Genomic DNA, 16,042 nt, shown 5'->3' with positions numbered 1-16,042 from the left:
CAGGGGACCACTGCCCGAATTCGGGCGGTGGGGTCTATAGGTCGCTCCATGACCAGAACTGCGCCTCCGGCGCGCGCTCGGGCTCTTGGCAAGCACGGTCAAGGCCCATGACGGCCGCAACGGCTAGGTCAATCTTTCGGGGAGAGCCCTTGGCATCCTTGGAGAGGCGGGAGCCGCGCGAATCGGTGCGAATGACAGCGTTTCCGATGTGGCGGGCCAGCCTGCGATCACCGGAATGCGTGTGAGAGCGGTTCATGACGCTCTCATAAAAGCGCTGTGTGGCCGGAACCATGCGCGTGGGGCTCTGCGGGAACTCGACCACGGGCAAGCCCTCGGATTCGAGCACCTGGTAGGAGCGGGCCCAGCGGAAAGGGTCACATACGATTTCGCGAACCTGCCAGCGGCGGCATGCCTTACGGATTTCGTCCTCAACGTCGATGATCGGGACGGCCCAGTCATTGCCGGTTCCGGTGGGCTTTTCCCACGCGGCCACAACGTCGATGTGGGGCTTATCGTCCTCGTGCTGAGGGCAGGAAACGACCACCAGGGCCGTTGAGTCGTTGTTGAATGAGCCGTCAAACGACAGCACGACTTCGGAACCGTCCGGGATGGTCACGGACTGGTCTTCGCAGCCTTCCCAAGAGCCAGCTGGAAGCCACGCCTGCGCGGTGGAAGTCCACTGGTTGAGGCGCTTCGTCCGAAATTCGTTCTCGGGAGTACGCAACACCGCCGCTTCGAAGTCTTCGGCGGCCACAATGTCGCCGTAACCGGGGTTAGCGGCCTCCCAGACAGCGGGGTCGGTGTGGTCTGCGCCTTCCGGCGCGCCCCACCATTCGCAGTAGAACGACGGGTCTACGACCTCCCCGCTGGCTACGCGCTCGGCGTACTGGTACATGCCGTAACACAGGGAGTCCTGGCCGGTGGAATCCGACTTCACGCCAGCCGTGGTAATGCCGACCATCAGCGGCTCTGCGCGGGCACCCGTGGAGAGGGCCATAACATCCCACATCGCGCGGTTTGGCTGCGCGTGGACCTCATCGAACATAACGAGCGTGGCCGATAGGCCCTCTTTCGAGAACGCTTCGGCCGAGAGCACGCGGTAGACACTGCCGGTGGCAGGGAATTCGATGGCGTCGCGGTAGACGTTGAACATGCCGGAAAACTCCGGCTGTAGGTCGATCATCTTCTTGGCGGTGCCGAAGACAATCCGAGCCTGCTCCTTGTCGGCAGCGCAGGAATAGACCTCGCCGCCATGCGGACCAAAGGCGAGGCCGTACAGCGCGATGCCTGCGCCGAGTGCGCTCTTGCCGTTCTTGCGAGGCATGCCTATGAGGGCCTGGCGGTGCTTGTACCGGCCGTCCGCGCGTCGCGCGAACAGTCGGCCCAGCATGTCGCCCTGCCAGGGCCGGAGGACCATCGGGCCGCCCGTGGGGCCACCAACGGAATCCTTGGTGATCTTGAGGAACTGAGAGAAGGAACCGAAGTCCGGTCCGTCCCCCCGCTCGATCTCCGCCAGGCTCACCGGAGTGACGAACAGAGGCTTGGGGGTCAATTCGTCACCCTTCCAGCACGGTCGGCGAGCATCTGTTCAAAGGCGGACCGGGCCTTGACCTCAGCGAGGCCCATACGCGTCCGGTCCGCTGGCGTGAGGCCGAGCGAAGCGGCTACGCGGTTCATCTGGACCTCAAGCGTGGACAGCATGGCGACCACGGGGTTTGCCACAAGGTGGCCGTCCCCTGGACGCTCGATCAGAAGGCCATACTCGGTAACGGCGGCCATCATGAGCGCGCGCCGGTCGGCCATCTCGCACAGCATCGTGAGCGTGTGGCGATCCGACGGAGCCAACCAAGCCTTGGTGGTGGCCGTGACGGCCCCCCACAGCTCTATACCGGCCTCCGAGAGGCCCGGTGGGGTGTCGGCCCCGGTAGCCGGTAGCGGCGTCACAGAGGCCAGCTCAGGCAGCGAGCGCTTGCCAGGGTTACCGAGCTTGCGCTTCTTCTCGTTTGGCATTGGGGGCGGGCCTGGCATGCGCACGCCTCCTTTTATGCACGCTCTGAGCTTCCTTGATCAACAAAAACCGACCCGCTAACCTGCGGCCGTGCGCGCGGGCATGGGGGCCGGGTCCGGAAGACGATCATGCATAGACATTCACCCACCCCCCTACCCCCGCATATATATGCAAGAGTCACACTTAGTAGCGGCCAAGCCGTTGAGGTGACGGTAGGTAGGGCGGCCAGCGCTAGGCTCTGTTGTCTCGCTTCCGACCGTTGCAAGCTCGGCAGAGGACTTGAGTGTTCTCTCTGGTATCAGTACCACCGAGAGCCTTTGGGATTACATGGTCCACAGTGAGGTCAGAGGACGAGTGCGCAGGCACTCTGTATCCAGGACACCACTCACCATAAATAGACCGGTGGCCCTCCAGCACAGCGCGTGATAGACGCTGCCAGGCAGAGCCGTAACCACGCTTGGTGGCGCTACCGCGCTGCCTATCGCGCATTGCCTGGTACTCGGCTTGGTGGAGGTCACATCTAGAAGGGTTGGAAGTGAGCTTCCCGCAGACCAAGCATGGTCGCCTAGGCACTCCAGCCAACCGGCATAGTCGGCGACGTACCGGCATTGATTGACTGCGGCGCTGGCGCAGGCTCAGGCGTGCAGTTGCATGCGGTCACCGGAGCGGTGCACGTGGAGGCATGAACAAGCGAAGCCTGCGCAAGCGAGATAGCGTGAGTCACGCACGCGAACAGCGCCGTAGTGGTGACGCTGGCGGTAGGCATGGGGCCAAAGACAGGCGGCGGCAGTGACGGATCAGCTAGTGCAGTGAGCCGGTCTCGGCGGTCCTGCTCGGCGGCAGTGATGCTGACCATCTCGGCGACCGTAGGGCGACGGACCCACTGGACAACGGCGGCAGCACCGCACGAAGTGCAAGCGGACACGGATGGTCACCATCCTTCGTTTTTGAACGCAAAGAAGCCACCGCCCGAATTCGGGCGGTGGTCGTGGAGGGAGACTAGGGCCCTGGCCGGATTTGAACCGACATTGCCACCGGGAGGGGTGGAGTGCTAGCCATTTGCACCACAGGGCGACTCGCTGGTGACCGATGGCCATCGGGTGCAGCGAGACAGGGGAGCTACCCCACAGGGGTTCCGCCCGGATTCGAACCGGGGTTACCCGCGCTCGCGGGCGGCCTGCCGTTAGCCGACGGAACCGAGACCCGCGCGCTCGAAACCGGGACGAGAGAGGGCGTCAACCGGGAGCCGCGCGGGAGTCTTGTATGCGCCGCACCGACACTCAGACCGCCCATTGTGCGGAGGGGTGCGCGGTAGTCGGTGGGGCGCTACCTATAAAGGGGTGGGAGGAATTCCTGCGGGGAGGGCCGCCGGAGGGCCGCATGACGGTATGACGTTCGGGGATGCCGTTTCGGTTTCTCTTATAGATGTTATGTGGAATCACGAATCAATGTCTCAACCGTCATACCGTCATGCCGAGAGGCAAGAAATATCGAAATGGAGCGCTCGCGCCTCGCCTCGCTGGCCAGAGAACGCGAAAAAGCCCCGACGGGTTCGCCGGGGCTGATTTTAGGTTAGGGTCACCTAAGTTACTGAGTGGTGACGGAGGTCACTCCTCCTCCGCCTCCTTCTGCGTGTGCACCCATTCGACCCGGACGCGCTGTGCCATCGCCTCCATCGTGCGCGGCTGTCCGCCACGGTGCGGTGCCTTGTAGAGCGTGATTCGGGAGATGAACAGCTTGAAGAAGGCGCGACGCTCCATCACGCTGGCACCGTGCCACCACGACCCCGGGCCGATCGGGTCGGCGTCCGGGTCGTCCCCGACCCACTCACCTAGCGGGAGTGCCGGAGCCTCCGCCTCCTCAAGGTCCGCTAGACGGGCCTCAACGGCCATCAGACGGCCCTCAAGGGTCTTCTCGGACCGGAGGAACCTTGCACGGCCCACAGAGGTCCTGAACCCGCCTTCGTCGCGCTCGTCGTACAGCTCCTCCAGCGCTGCCACGACCTCCGCCCGCTCGGCCACGATGCGGGACCGCTCGGCGGCCCTGTCCGGCCGCTCAGTGGCCCGCCCGAACCGCCGTGCCGCCTCCTGCAATACGTCGTGTGTGTCCGGGTCGCCGTCAGCGTTCTGGATCAGCGCGAACACGCGTCGCGCCACATAGTCGTCCAGCGCCGTCTGAGAGATTGAGACGTTCCCGGCATGCTTTCCCGGTTCGGGGTGGACACGAGAGCATCGGTACTGCCGGTAATGGGTACCGTGTCGGTTTGACATGCCGTGCGTCTTCAAGAGCGCGCCACACTCGCAGAGTGCGATACCGAGGCCGGTCACCAGAGACTGCCCCCGGTCAATCCGTTCACCGGTCCGGGTGCGCGTCTCTAGCCATTGCTGAATGGAGTACCAGGCTTCCGGCGTGATGATCTGCGGGTGCGCCGTGATCGGCTTCATGGTTTCCGGGTCGCGCTCAAGCTTGTAGCCGACGACGGTTGTTCCCGGTGTGCCGTCCTTGCGGGTGCCGTACTGCGGCTCTGCCGCGTAGCCAGCGATGCGGGGATCTTTGAGTACTCGGCGGATCATCTGCGCGGCCCACCGGCTATCGCTGAACTTCTTTCCGACTGTCTGTCCTCGCGTCGGAATGCCTTGCGCGTCCAGCTTGGCCGCAATGCTGGTGATGGACACACCTTCACCGCTGAACCACTGACCCTGGCCAAGAGGCTGGGCCGTGATGTCCTCGGCAATCTGCCGGATGACGGCCGCTTCGGATTCCTCTACCGCAAGCTTCTGGATGACCACAGGGCGGCCGTTCTCACGGGTGACAGTGTGCGGCTCCAGCCGGAAGCCGTACGGCGCTTTACCGCCCGTGTAGCCGCCCAATTCCCGGGCCAGCTTCTTAGCGCCGGATACGGCAACGCTCTTGTTTCGGCTTTCCTGGTGTGCGGCGTCGAGCCGCATAATCAGGTGGATGAGGTCCATAAGGTTGCCCTTGCGGAACTGCCCCTCGTTCACACTGACAATGGTTACGCCGAGATTCAGCAACTCGGAGACCACGGGGATAGCGTCCAGCGGGTCAATCCGAGAAAAGCGGGCGACGTAGTAAACCACGATCATGTTGATTCGACCGGCGCGGCAGTCGTTGAGCATCCGCTCAAAGACCGGGCGCACTTTCCCGTCAAATGCCGACGTGCCTAGCTCCTCGTCGTAGCATTCGATCGCTACCGCACCGAGTGCTTTTGCCCGCTCAATGGACCGCTCCCGCTGATCCTCGGTCGATGCTTCGGACTGATTCGCCCTCTGCTCGGACTGCCGCGTGTAAACTCCCGCGTGTGTGGCCATGCCCCTTACCGCCCCTGGTGTCGCCATGGTGGGGAGTGTAGTCCCCTTTAGTAACGAACTCAAGGGCTACCTCCGCGCCCACCCCGAGGTAACCCGCCGCCACCACCCGGACCTCCTTTAGACCGGCCGGAAACCGGTCAGGACTGCCTAGTTGATCGCGAGAAAGTCCAGGATCATCCGGTCGAGGGCAGCGCCCCCGGTGTAGGGCATGCCGTGGTGCGAAAGGCCGGGGAGTACGGCGGTCCCGGCGTGCGGCGCGCGCCGCCGCACGGCCGCCTCGACGCGCCGGGCGTTGTGCACCCGGCTCTCGCCGGCGAGCAGCACCAGGGTGGGCACGGTCGACTGCCGCAGCTGCCCGGGCTCCGGCCGGCGCCCCACGACGACCTTCGCGCGCGGGAACTCGGCGGCCAGCCCGTACAGCTCCAGCCATCCGGGGTCGGCCTCCGCGCCGCGGGTCTCCCAGGCGAGGAAGGCTCGGGCCCGCCCGGCGGTCGGCCGCAGCAGCATCGGCAGGGCCCGCAGCAGGTAGCCGGGCCGGAATCCGGCGAAGCACTGCGTGGGATCGAGCAGCACCAGCCTGCGGACCCGTTGCGGCGCGCGCAGCGCGTACGTGAGGGCGATCCACGCGCCGTACGAGTGCCCGCACAGGTCGGTGCGGGCCAGGCCCAGGCCGTCCAGCACGCCGTCCAGCCAGTCGAGCAGGTCGTCCACGGACCGGACCGGCCGGTCACCGCGCACGCTGCGGCCCGGCGCACCGATCCGGTCGACGGCATAGACGCGCCGGGTGCGGCTCAGGTCGGCGACGTTGGCGAACCACACGGGTGAGCTGGTGTCGCCGCCGTGCAGCAACACCAACGGCTCACCGTCCACCGGGCCGCACGCGGTGACCCTGGTCGTGCCGTACGCCGACGGCAGGTCGATCCGGTCGACGGGCACGGGCCAGCGGTCGAGAACGGCGTCGTAGGCCGCGTGAAAGCGCGCCAGATCTTCGGTCATGGAACACCCCCGAGAAGTATGTTGCCGAGCGGCTGTCGCTGCCGTCCAGCGGTTCCTGCTCAACGTGCGGGAGATCGTCACCGCCCGGCGGGACGTCTCCGGCAGTCGTCAGTGGTTCCGGCCGCCGAGCACGAACAGGAGGATGACGAAGCCCGCGAAGAGGTGGGTGCCCGCGATGTAGATGCAGGCGCGGATCATCGCGGCCTTGCGCTTGGCCTTCTCGTCGCGGGTGGCCTCGGTGCTCATCGGGCGGGCACTCCTGTTCGCGGGGTCCCCACGAGTGTAGGGGCCCGCGCTCCGGGGCCGGCCTTCCGCCGCAGTGCACCTGCGGGACGACGGAGCTGGACCGGTCCAGCAGCCGCTGTCACACTATTGCTGTCACAGCAGGAGTGTGACAGCAATAGCGAGGCAGGGCGCGGCGGAGGGGCGAAGCATGACAGCAACACCCGGAGTACCGCCGCAACCGGCGCAACTCACCGTGGACGAACTCGCCGCCCGGGCCGGGGTGACGGTACGCACACTGCGCTTCTACGGCACCAAGGGCCTGCTCCCGCCGCCCGAACTCGGCCCGCGCCGGGTCGGCCTCTACGGGCCGCAGCACCTCGACCGGCTGGAGTTGATCGAGGAGTTGCAGCGCCAGGGCCTCACGCTGGCCGCCATCGAACGCTACCTGGCCCAACTCCCACCGGACATCAGCTCGCTGGACCTGGCGATCCACCGCGCCCTGGTCGCCTCCTGGACCCCGGAGACCGCCGAGGAGGCGACCCGGGCCCAGCTGGAACGCCGGGCCGGCCGACCGCTCTCCGACACCGACGTGGACCGGCTGAGCGCGATGGGCGCACTGCACCGGACGGACGACCCGGACGTGTTCAAGCTCGACCCGGGCCTGCTCCCGCTGGGCGTACGGGTGTTGGACGTACCGATCCCGCTGGAGACGCTGCTCGCCGCCCGGGCCGTGGTGCGCCTGCACAGCCAGGCCACCGCGCACGACCTGCACCGGCTGTTCCGCGACACCGTCTGGAAGCCGTACCGGGAGAGCGACCCGCCGCCGGAGGAGCTGGAGCGGATGAAGGAACTCACCGACCAGATCCAACCCGTGGTCGTCCAGGCCCTGGTGACGGCCTTCCAACGCTCGCTGGCCGACGAGCTGGCAGCGGCACGTCCCCCGGCCGAATAACCGGACGACGCATCGGCCGCAGGCCGGGGCACGGACCCCGGCCTGCGGCTGAACGGGCGGCTGTCAGTCCTTGAAGCTGCCGCCCTCCGCCGCCAGGCGCTCCAGCAGCACCGGCGGGGTGAACCGCTCGCCGTACGCGGCCGCCAACTCGCGGGCGCGGGCGGTGAATCCGGGCAGGCCGCCGTCGTACCCGTTGATGTACTGGAGTACGCCGCCCGTCCAGGCGGGGAAGCCGATGCCGAGGATCGAGCCGACGTTGGCGTCGGCGACGGAGGTGAGCACGCCCTCCTCCAGGCAGCGGACGGAGTCCAGCGCCTCGGCGAAGAGCATCCGCTCCTTCATGTCCTCGAACGGGATCTGCGCCTCGGCCTTCGTGAAGTGCTCGCGCAGGCCGGGCCAGAGGCGGGTGCGGCGGCCGTCCTCGTAGTCGTAGAAGCCCGAGCCCGCGAAGCGGCCCTCGCGGCCGAACTCGTCGAGCATCCGGTCCATCACCACGTCCGCCGGGTGGGCGGTCCAGCTGCCGCCCGCCTCCTCGATCGCGCGGCGGCCCTCGTTGCGGATCTTGCGGGGCAGGGTGAGGGTCAGCTCGTCCAGCAGCGAGAGCACCTTGGCGGGGTAGCCGGCCTGGGCGGCGGCCTGTTCGACCGAGACCGGGTCGACGCCCTCGCCGACCATCGCGACGCCCTCGTTGATGAACTGGCCGATCACCCGGGAGGTGAAGAAGCCGCGCGAGTCGTTCACCACGATCGGGGTCTTGTTGATCTGGCGGACCAGGTCGAAGGCGCGGGCGAGCGCCTCGTCGCCGGTCTCCGGGCCCCGGATGATCTCGACCAGTGGCATCTTGTCGACCGGCGAGAAGAAGTGCAGGCCGATGAAGTCGGCCCGGCGGCCCACCCCTTCGGCGAGCAGGCCGATCGGGAGGGTGGAGGTGTTGGAGCAGAGCAGCGCGTCGGGCGCCACCACGTCCTGGACCTCCTGGAAGACCTTGTGCTTGAGCTCGGGGTTCTCGAAGACCGCCTCGATCACCGCGTCGCAGCCCGCCAGATCGGCGGCCTCGGCGGTCGGCGTGATCCGGGCGAGCAGCTCGTCGCGCTGCGCCGCCGTGGAGCGGCCCCGGGCCACCGCCTTCTCCAACAGCCCTGCGGAGTAAGCCTTTCCGCGTTCGGCCGCCTCAACGGTGACGTCCTTGAGCAGGACCTCGATCCCGGCCCGGGCGCAGGAGTACGCGATCCCCGCGCCCATCATCCCGGCGCCGAGCACGGCGACCTTGCGCACCTGCCGGGCGGGGATGTCCTTCGGCCTGCCCGCACCGGAGTTGACGGCGTTCATGTCGAAGAAGAGCGCCTGGATCATGTTCTTGGCGGTCTGCCCGCAGGCCAGCTCGGTGAAGTACCGGGTCTCGATCGCCATCGCGGTGTCGAAGTCCACCTGGGCGCTCTCCACGGCGGCGGCCAGGATGTTGCGCGGCGCCGGGTAGGGCGCGCCCGCGAGCTGCTTGCGCAGGTTCGCCGGGAAGGCGGGGAGGTTGGCGGCGAAGGCGGGGTGGGACGGGGTGCCGCCGGGGATCTTGTACCCCTTGACGTCCCAGGGCTGCTGGGCGGTCGGGTTGGCGTCGATGAAGGCGCGCGCCTTGGCGAGCATCTCCTCACGGGTGGCGGCGAGTTCGTGCACCAGCCCGGCCTCCAGCGCCTGCGCCGGGCGGTACTGGCGGCCCTGCAGCAGCACCTTGAGCAGTGCGTCCGTGATGCCGAGCAGGCGCACGGTGCGGACGACGCCGCCACCGCCGGGGAGCAGCCCGAGGGTGACCTCGGGCAGGCCGATCTTGCTGCCGGGGGCCTCCAGCGCGATGCGGTGGTGGCAGGCGAGGGCGATCTCCAGGCCGCCGCCGAGGGCGCTGCCGTTGATCGCGGCGACCACGGGCTTGCCGAGCTGCTCCAGGGCGCGCAGCCCGCGCTTGAGCGCCATCGACGCCTCGAAGAACTCGCCCGCCTGCTCGGGCCGGACTGCGGAGAGCATCCGCAGGTCGCCACCGGCGAAGAAGGTCTTCTTGGCGGAGGTGACGATCACGCCGCGCAGGCCCTCGGTGGCGGCGAGCCGGGCGACGACGCCCTCGAAGGCGTCGCGGAAGGCCGTGTTCATGGTGTTGACGGACTGCGCGGGGTCGTCGAGGACGAGGGTGACCACGCCGTCCTGGTCCTGCTCCCAGCGGATGGCGGGGGTGTTGTCAGACATGAGTTCAGATCTCCAGGAGTCCGGCGAAGTCAGATGCGCTCGATGATGGTGGCGACGCCCATGCCGCCGCCGACGCAGAGGGTGGCCAGGCCGTAGCGCTGGTCGCGCCGCTCCAACTCGTCGATCAGGGTGCCGATCAGCATCGCGCCGGTCGCGCCGAGCGGGTGGCCGAGCGCGATCGCACCGCCGTTGACGTTCACCTGCTCGTGGCTGAAGCCGAGTTCGCGCATGAAGCGCATGGCGACGGCGGCGAACGCCTCGTTGATCTCGACCAGGTCGATGTCGGCCGCGTTCAGCCCGGCCTTGGCAAGCGCCTTGCGGGTCGCGGGGGCGGGGCCGGTGAGCATGATGGTGGGCTCGGAGCCGGAGACGGCGGCGGAGACGATCCGGGCGCGCGGGCGCAGCCCGTACCGCTCGCCGATCTCGCGGTTGCCGATGGCGACCAGGGCAGCGCCGTCGACGATGCCGGAGGAGTTGCCCGCGTGGTGGACGTGGTCGATCTGCTCGACCCAGTGGTACTTCTGCAGCGCGACGGCGTCGAAGCCGCCCGCCTCGCCGATCCCGGCGAACGAGGGCTTGAGGCCGGCCAGGCTCTCCACGGTGGTGCCGGGACGGATGAACTCGTCGCGGTCGAGCACCACAAGTCCGTTGCGGTCCTTGACCGGTACGACGGAGCGGTCGAACAGCCCGCCGGCCCAGGCCTTGGCGGCGCGGGCCTGGGACTCGGCGGCGAAGGCGTCCACGTCGGTGCGGCTGAGCCCCTCGATGGTGGCGATCAGGTCGGCGCCGACGCCCTGCGGGACGAAGCTGGTCTCGTAGCTGGTCATCGGGTCCATCGCCCAGGCGCCGCCGTCGGAGCCCATCTTGACCCGGGACATCGACTCCACGCCGCCGGCCAGGATCAGGTCCTCCCAACCCGAACGGATCTTGGCGGCGGCCAGGTTGACAGCCTCCAGGCCGGAGGCACAGAACCGGTTCTCCTGGACACCGGCCACCGTGTCGGGCAGCCCGGCGGCGATCGCGGCCGTCCGGGCGATGTCGGAGCCCTGGTCCCCGATCGGGGTGACCACGCCGAGCACGATGTCGTCGATCGCGGCCGGGTCCAACCCCGGGAAGCGGCTGCGCAGTTCGTGGATCAGGCCGACCACGAGGTCGATCGGCTTGGTGCCGTGGAGCGAGCCGTTGGCCTTGCCCCGGCCGCGTGGGGTGCGGATGGCGTCGTAGACGTACGCTTCGGTGGTCACGGTGGGTGCCTTTCTTAGCAGTCAGCTCTTAGCAGTCAGCCGAGGAGGGAGCGGCCGATGATCTCTTTCATGATTTCGGTGGTCCCGCCGTAGATGGTCTGGATGCGCCCGTCGGTGAACGCCTTGGCGACCGGGTACTCCGACATGTAGCCGTAGCCGCCGTGCAGTTGGAGGCAGCGGTCGGCGGTGCGCTTCTGCAGCTCGGTGGCCCACCACTTGGCCATCGAGGCGTCGGCGGGGGTGAGCGCGTAGCGGTTCAGCTCGGTGATGCAGCGGTCGACGAAGGTCCGGGTGACGGCGCACTCGGTGGCGATCTCGGCGATCTCGAACCGGACGTGCTGCAGCTTGGCCAGCGGCTTGCCGAACGCCTCTCGCTGCTTGACGTACTCGGTGGTGATCTCCAGCAGGTACTCGGCGCCCGCGATGGCGGAGACGGCGATGGCCAGCCGCTCCTGGGCGAGGTTCTGCATCAGGTGCAGGAAAGCGCCGTGCTCGGTGCCGAGCAGGTTGGCCTTCGGGACGCGGACGTCGTCGAAGAACAACTCGGCGGTGTCCTGGGCCTTCTGGCCGATCTTGTCCAGGTTGCGGCCGCGCTCGAAGCCCTCCATCCCGCGTTCGACCACCAGCAGGCTCAGGCCCTTGGCGCCGCCCTCGGGCGTGGTCTTGGCGACCATCACGACCAGGTCGGCGAGGATGCCGTTGGAGATGAAGGTCTTCGAGCCGTTCAGCAGGTAGTGGTCGCCCTGGTCGACCGCGCTGGTGCGGATGCCCTGGAGGTCGGAGCCCGCGCCCGGCTCGGTCATCGCGATCGCGGAGATCAGCTCACCGCTGCAGAAACCCGGCAACCAGCGGCGCTTCTGCTCCTCGTTGGCGAAGGCGGTGAAGTACGGGCCGATGATGTCGTTGTGCAGGCCGATCGCGAGCCCGCTGGCCCCGGCGCGGGTGAACTCCTCAGAGAGCACGGCGGCGTAGCGGAAGTCGGGCTCTCCGCCGCCGCCATACTCCTGCGGCACGGCGAGGCCGAGCAGACCCTGCTTCCCGGCGGCGAGCCAGGCGCTGCGGTCGACGATGCCCGCGCGCTCCCAGCGGTCGTGGTGGGGCAGTACCTCCTTGGCCAGGAAGGCCTTGACGGTCTCCCGGAAGTCCTCGTGCTCCTCCGTGTATAGCTCGCGCTGCACCGGAATCTCCTTCTGCGTTGTCAGGTGAGCTGGGGCAGGTCCCAGTCCTTGGCGATCTCGGCGGTGTGGGCGCCGGGCACGGCGGGCGGGCGGCGCAGCGCACCCGGGGTCGCGGAGAAACGCGGGGCGGGGGCGGGCTGGGCGAGGCCGTCCAGGGTGGTGTACGTCCCACGGGCCACCAGGTGCTCGTGGGCGGCGGCCTGATCGAGCGTCAGGACGGGCGCGGTGCAGGCATCGGTGCCCTCGAAGAGTTCGGTCCACTCGGCGCGGGTACGGGTCGCGAAGCGGGCGGCGATCCGGGCCCGCAGCTCGGGCCAGCGCGGTATGTCGAACTGGCCGGGGGCGTCCTCGCCGAGTTCCAGCAGCCGGGTGAACTCGGCGTAGAACTGGGGCTCCAGGGCGCCGACGGCCATGTGTCCGCCGTCCGAGGTCCGGTACACGGAGTAGCAGGGCGCGCCGCCGTCCAGCAGGTTGGTGCCGCGCCGGTCCTGCCAGAGGCCGGAGGCGCGCAGCCCCCAGAGCATCGAGGTGAGGTGCGCGGCGCCGTCCACGATGGCGGCGTCGACCACCTGTCCGGCGCCGGTGGCGCGGGCGTGGTGCAGCCCGGCGAGCAGGCCGACCACCAGGTAGAGCGAGCCGCCCGCGTAGTCGCCGAGCAGGTTGGCGGGGATCGCGGGCGGGCCGTCGGGGTCGCCGATCAGGCCGAGTACGCCGGCGGTGGCCGCGTAGCCGATGTCGTGCCCGGCGGCTCCGGCGAGCGGGCCGTCCTGTCCCCAGCCGGTCATCCGGCCGTAGACCAGCGCCGGGTTGCGGGCCAGGCACGGGCCTGGGCCGACGCCGAGGCGTTCGGCGACGCCCGGGCGGTAGCCCTCGATCAGCAGGTCGGCGCGGGAGACCAGGTCGAGGACCAGGCCGGGGCCCTCGGGGGCGCGCAGGTCGATCACGACGGAGCGCTTGTTCCGGTTGGTCACGTCGACGGCCGGGTCCGGCCCGATCGCGGCGGGCGCCGGGCGGTCCACCCGGACCACGTCCGCCCCGAGATCGGCGAGCAGCATGGCGGCGAACGGCCCCGGGCCGATGCCCGCCAGTTCCACCACCCGTACCCCGGCCAACGGCCCCTGGCCCGCTGTTCCCGGCATCCGCAGCCCCCTGAAGAGGTTTGACAGTAGAGCTGTAACACTGGCGATGATAGAGAAGCGACCCGCCGGTAACAAGAGCGGCGCGACGGGTCGGTCCGGCGTGTACCGATCCGGATTCGGGTGGTCCGGTTGGCTTTCGTCGGGCGACTACCGGTGGGTAGAGTGCGGCAACCCCATCCGTACGACGAACTGGTGCACCACATGTCGGTCTGGACCCGCTTCGCCTTCTGGTGGCGCCTCGCCATCGTGCTCTCCGCCGGGCTCGGGCTGGTCCTCGGCACCTCCTCGCTGGTGTACTTCACCGTCGAGAGCAACGTGATCGTGCTCGGCTACTTCGCGGGCGCCCTCTACTGGATGGCCAAGCGCGGCACCGCCGACGGCCCGGCACCCCGCCTGCGCGGCGCCGCCACGCTCTACATCACCATCACCGGGATCGTCGCCCACGTGATCCTCAACCACGGCGCGAACCCGCTGCCCGGACTGACCTCGGGCGCGGACCCCCTGCAGAACTGGTCGACCTTCCTCCTGCACTACGTCACGCCGGTCATGGTGCTGATCGACTGGCTCTGCCTCAAGCCGCGGAACGTCTCGCGCTGGCGCGACCTGCCGCTCTGGCTCTCCTTCCCGCTGGGCTACGCCGGACTGACCCTGCTGCGCGGGGCGATCTTCCCGCACTTCCCCAACGCCTACCCCTACTTCTTCCTCGACCCGACCACCAACGGCTACGCCTGGGTCGGCGGCCAGATCGCCCAGCTGACGGTCGAGTTCATCGTGCTGGCGGCAGCCGTGGTCGGCCTGGACCGGCTGGGCACATTGCTGCGCGGCAAGCTGCGACCCGCACAGGCCTAGTCGGCGCTGAGCACAACAGGGGCGCGGGGCTCTGCTTGATCAACTGCGTGCGCGAAACCGGAAGGTACGGCGCCGCACCCTCCCGCTTCGCGCGGTCCCCGCGCCCCGCTGCCCTCACGGTGGACCCGCTACATCGGGTCCACCGCCCGCAACTCGCCGCCGTCCAGCTCCAGCCAGCGGGTGACCCCGAGGCCCCGCAGGAACGGCAGGTCGTGGCCGGCCACGATCAGCGCGCCCTGGTAGGAGGCGAGCGCCTGGGTGAGCTGGCGGACGCTGGCGAGGTCGAGGTTGTTGGTCGGCTCGTCCAGCATCAGCAACTGCGGCGGCGGGTCGGCGAGCAGCAGCGCGGCCAGCGTGGCCCGGAAGCGCTCACCGCCGGAGAGCGTGCCGACGAGCTGGTCGGCCCGGCCGCCCCGGAACTGGAAGCGGGCCAGCCGCGCGCGGATCGTGTTGTCACCCGCCGCCGGGGCGTACTCCCGCACGTTGCCCACCACCGACAGCCGGTCGTCCAGCAGGTCGAGGCGCTGCGGCAGGTACCGCAGCGGTACCGGCGTGCCGACCTCGCCCTCGGCGGCGCTCAGCTCGCCCGCGATCGTGCGCAGCAGCGTGGTCTTGCCCGACCCGTTGCGGCCGACCAGGGCGACCCGTTCGGGGCCGCGCAGCTCCAGGTGCACCCGGGCGCCGGACGGGAGCCGGACGTGGTCGAGGTTCAGCACCGTCCGCCCCTCCGGGACGGCCGTGTGCGGCAGGTCGATGCGGATCTCGGCGTCGTCGCGCACCGCCTCCTCCGCCGCCGTCAGCCGCTCCTTCGCCTCGGTCAGCCGCTCGGTGTGCATGCCCTTCACCCGGCCCGCCGTCTCCTCGGCCTGCCGTTTGAGCTTGCCGGCGAAGATCTTCGGGTCGTTCCGGGTCACCGCGCGCTTCTTGCCGTAACTGGCGCTGCGCTCCAGCTTCGTCCGGGCGTCGGCCAGGTCCCGTTTCTGGCGTTGGACGTCCCCCTCGGCCGCCCGGACCAAGCGCTCGGCGGTCTCCTGCTGGGCGGCCACCGTGCGTTCGTAGTCGGCGTAGTTGCCGCCGTACCAGGTGACCGAGCCGTCCCGCAGGTCGGCGATCCGATCGACGTGCTGGAGCAGTTCGCGGTCGTGGCTGACCACGACCAGCACGCCCTGCCAGTTCGCCACCGCCTCGTAGAGGAGGCCGCGGGCCTGCCGGTCGAGGTTGTTGGTCGGCTCGTCGAGCAGCAGCACGTCCGGGCGGCGCAGCAGCAGCGCGGCGAGGTGCAGCAGCACCGCCTCGCCGCCGGACAGCTCGCCGGTGGTGCGGTCGAGGTCCAGCCGGTCGAGGCCGAGGCGGTCGAGCGTCTCGCGGGCGCGCTCCTCGACGTCCCAGTCGTCGCCGATCGCGGCGAAGTGCCGCTCGTCGGTGTCGCCGGACTCGATGGCGTGCAGCGCCTCGCGGGCGGCCCGGATGCCGAGCGCCTCGTCGACGCGCTGATCGGTGTCGAGGGTGAGCCCCTGCGGCAGGTAGCCGAGCTCGCCGCCGATCCGGACGGTGCCCGAGGCCGGCGTCAGATCGCCCGCCAGCAGGCGCAGCAGGGTGGACTTGCCCGCGCCGTTGAGGCCGATCAGCCCGGTGCGGCCGGGGCCGACCGCGAGGTGGAAGCCGTCGAGCACGGTGCTCCCGTCGGGCCACTCGAAGCTGAGGTCGGTGCAGAGGATGGAGGTGGTCGGATGCGCCATGGATGGCCTCCCGGGGTGGTTGCCGTCAAGGGAAGAGGTAGCAACACGGGAGACACCGCTGTCGAGCTGCGGCAACGGGTGGGAAGGCCCCGGCGGAGTACACGGGAAACCTGCTCACGCTTGAGGTCGCACGCTCACACGCCGCGCTGCT

At 69.1% G+C, this 16,042-nt stretch carries 13 protein-coding genes and 2 tRNA genes; 2 read left to right on the top strand and 13 right to left on the bottom strand.

Annotation, left to right across the window (positions count from 1 at the left end; genetic code table 11):
* Positions 1-34 precede the first annotated feature (34 nt).
* The 8 genes from P3T29_RS08250 to P3T29_RS08215 all read right to left on the bottom strand — a co-directional run bounded on the left by P3T29_RS08250 (position 35) and on the right by P3T29_RS08215 (position 6,579).
* A complete protein-coding gene (locus P3T29_RS08250) occupies positions 35-1,552 on the bottom strand; it encodes a terminase large subunit (protein ID WP_280695882.1) in 1,518 nt (505 codons plus the stop codon).
* On the bottom strand, positions 1,549-2,010 hold the full coding sequence (locus P3T29_RS08245) for a phage terminase small subunit P27 family (RefSeq protein WP_280695883.1): 462 nt from the start codon (positions 2,008-2,010) through the stop codon (positions 1,549-1,551). Before P3T29_RS08245 ends, P3T29_RS08250 begins: the two co-directional genes overlap by 4 nt.
* A 229-nt stretch (positions 2,011-2,239) precedes the next feature.
* Complete coding sequence (locus tag P3T29_RS08240) at positions 2,240-2,497, bottom strand: HNH endonuclease (protein WP_280695884.1); 258 nt, start codon at positions 2,495-2,497, stop codon at positions 2,240-2,242.
* Positions 2,498-3,010: 513 nt separating this feature from the next.
* Positions 3,011-3,081 (bottom strand) — tRNA-OTHER (locus tag P3T29_RS08235).
* A 57-nt stretch (positions 3,082-3,138) separates the two neighbouring features.
* Positions 3,139-3,206: transfer RNA gene (locus P3T29_RS08230), tRNA-OTHER, on the bottom strand.
* A 409-nt stretch (positions 3,207-3,615) separates the two neighbouring features.
* Positions 3,616-5,337: a recombinase family protein gene (locus P3T29_RS08225; RefSeq protein WP_280695885.1), complete on the bottom strand. Its 1,722-nt coding sequence runs from the start codon at positions 5,335-5,337 to the stop codon at positions 3,616-3,618.
* 147 nt (positions 5,338-5,484) lie between these two features.
* Entirely contained in the window at positions 5,485-6,333 is an 849-nt protein-coding gene (locus P3T29_RS08220; protein ID WP_280715663.1) for an alpha/beta hydrolase, read from the bottom strand.
* Between the two features lie 108 nt (positions 6,334-6,441).
* Complete coding sequence (locus P3T29_RS08215; RefSeq protein ID WP_280715662.1) at positions 6,442-6,579, bottom strand: DUF6126 family protein; 138 nt, start codon at positions 6,577-6,579, stop codon at positions 6,442-6,444.
* Between the two features lie 187 nt (positions 6,580-6,766).
* Here P3T29_RS08215 and P3T29_RS08210 point away from each other — a divergent pair, with 187 nt between their 5' ends.
* Entirely contained in the window at positions 6,767-7,510 is a 744-nt protein-coding gene (locus tag P3T29_RS08210) for a MerR family transcriptional regulator (protein ID WP_280715661.1), read from the top strand.
* A 63-nt stretch (positions 7,511-7,573) separates the two neighbouring features.
* On the opposite strand, the gene P3T29_RS08205 is transcribed toward P3T29_RS08210, so the two are convergent.
* The 4 genes from P3T29_RS08205 to P3T29_RS08190 are packed head-to-tail and all read right to left on the bottom strand — an operon-like array spanning position 7,574 to position 13,303.
* Entirely contained in the window at positions 7,574-9,742 is a 2,169-nt protein-coding gene (locus tag P3T29_RS08205; RefSeq protein ID WP_280715660.1) for a 3-hydroxyacyl-CoA dehydrogenase NAD-binding domain-containing protein, read from the bottom strand.
* Between the two features lie 29 nt (positions 9,743-9,771).
* On the bottom strand, positions 9,772-10,986 hold the full coding sequence (locus P3T29_RS08200) for an acetyl-CoA C-acetyltransferase (protein WP_280715659.1): 1,215 nt from the start codon (positions 10,984-10,986) through the stop codon (positions 9,772-9,774).
* Positions 10,987-11,021: 35 nt separating this feature from the next.
* Complete coding sequence (locus P3T29_RS08195) at positions 11,022-12,164, bottom strand: acyl-CoA dehydrogenase family protein (protein WP_280715658.1); 1,143 nt, start codon at positions 12,162-12,164, stop codon at positions 11,022-11,024.
* A 20-nt stretch (positions 12,165-12,184) separates the two neighbouring features.
* Entirely contained in the window at positions 12,185-13,303 is a 1,119-nt protein-coding gene (locus P3T29_RS08190; RefSeq protein WP_280715657.1) for a CaiB/BaiF CoA-transferase family protein, read from the bottom strand.
* A gap of 162 nt (positions 13,304-13,465) precedes the next feature.
* Between P3T29_RS08190 and P3T29_RS08185 the strand changes: the two genes are divergently transcribed.
* Complete coding sequence (locus P3T29_RS08185; protein ID WP_280715656.1) at positions 13,466-14,152, top strand: Pr6Pr family membrane protein; 687 nt, start codon at positions 13,466-13,468, stop codon at positions 14,150-14,152.
* Positions 14,153-14,280: 128 nt separating this feature from the next.
* Here P3T29_RS08185 and P3T29_RS08180 read toward each other — a convergent pair whose 3' ends face one another.
* On the bottom strand, positions 14,281-15,891 hold the full coding sequence (locus P3T29_RS08180; protein ID WP_280715655.1) for an ABC-F family ATP-binding cassette domain-containing protein: 1,611 nt from the start codon (positions 15,889-15,891) through the stop codon (positions 14,281-14,283).
* Positions 15,892-16,042 lie beyond the last annotated feature (151 nt).

It is taken from the genome of Kitasatospora sp. MAP5-34, from assembly GCF_029894335.1.
Taxonomy (GTDB): domain Bacteria; phylum Actinomycetota; class Actinomycetes; order Streptomycetales; family Streptomycetaceae; genus Kitasatospora.
The sequence above is the reverse complement of the archived record's forward strand: the minus strand, read 5'-3'. Positions and strand labels throughout refer to the sequence as shown.

Bases quoted from the DNA above. Each gene is read 5' to 3' on its own strand.
- P3T29_RS08245 (WP_280695883.1), bottom strand. From the start codon at position 2,010: ATGCCAAACGAGAAGAAGCGCAAGCTCGGTAACCCTGGCAAGCGCTCG.
- P3T29_RS08240 (WP_280695884.1), bottom strand. From the start codon at position 2,497: ATGCGCGATAGGCAGCGCGGTAGCGCCACCAAGCGTGGTTACGGCTCT.
- P3T29_RS08225 (WP_280695885.1), bottom strand. From the start codon at position 5,337: ATGGCCACACACGCGGGAGTTTACACGCGGCAGTCCGAGCAGAGGGCG.
- P3T29_RS08220 (WP_280715663.1), bottom strand. From the start codon at position 6,333: ATGACCGAAGATCTGGCGCGCTTTCACGCGGCCTACGACGCCGTTCTC.
- P3T29_RS08215 (WP_280715662.1), bottom strand. From the start codon at position 6,579: ATGAGCACCGAGGCCACCCGCGACGAGAAGGCCAAGCGCAAGGCCGCG.
- P3T29_RS08210 (WP_280715661.1), top strand. From the start codon at position 6,767: ATGACAGCAACACCCGGAGTACCGCCGCAACCGGCGCAACTCACCGTG.
- P3T29_RS08205 (WP_280715660.1), bottom strand. From the start codon at position 9,742: ATGTCTGACAACACCCCCGCCATCCGCTGGGAGCAGGACCAGGACGGC.
- P3T29_RS08190 (WP_280715657.1), bottom strand. From the start codon at position 13,303: ATGCCGGGAACAGCGGGCCAGGGGCCGTTGGCCGGGGTACGGGTGGTG.
- P3T29_RS08180 (WP_280715655.1), bottom strand. From the start codon at position 15,891: ATGGCGCATCCGACCACCTCCATCCTCTGCACCGACCTCAGCTTCGAG.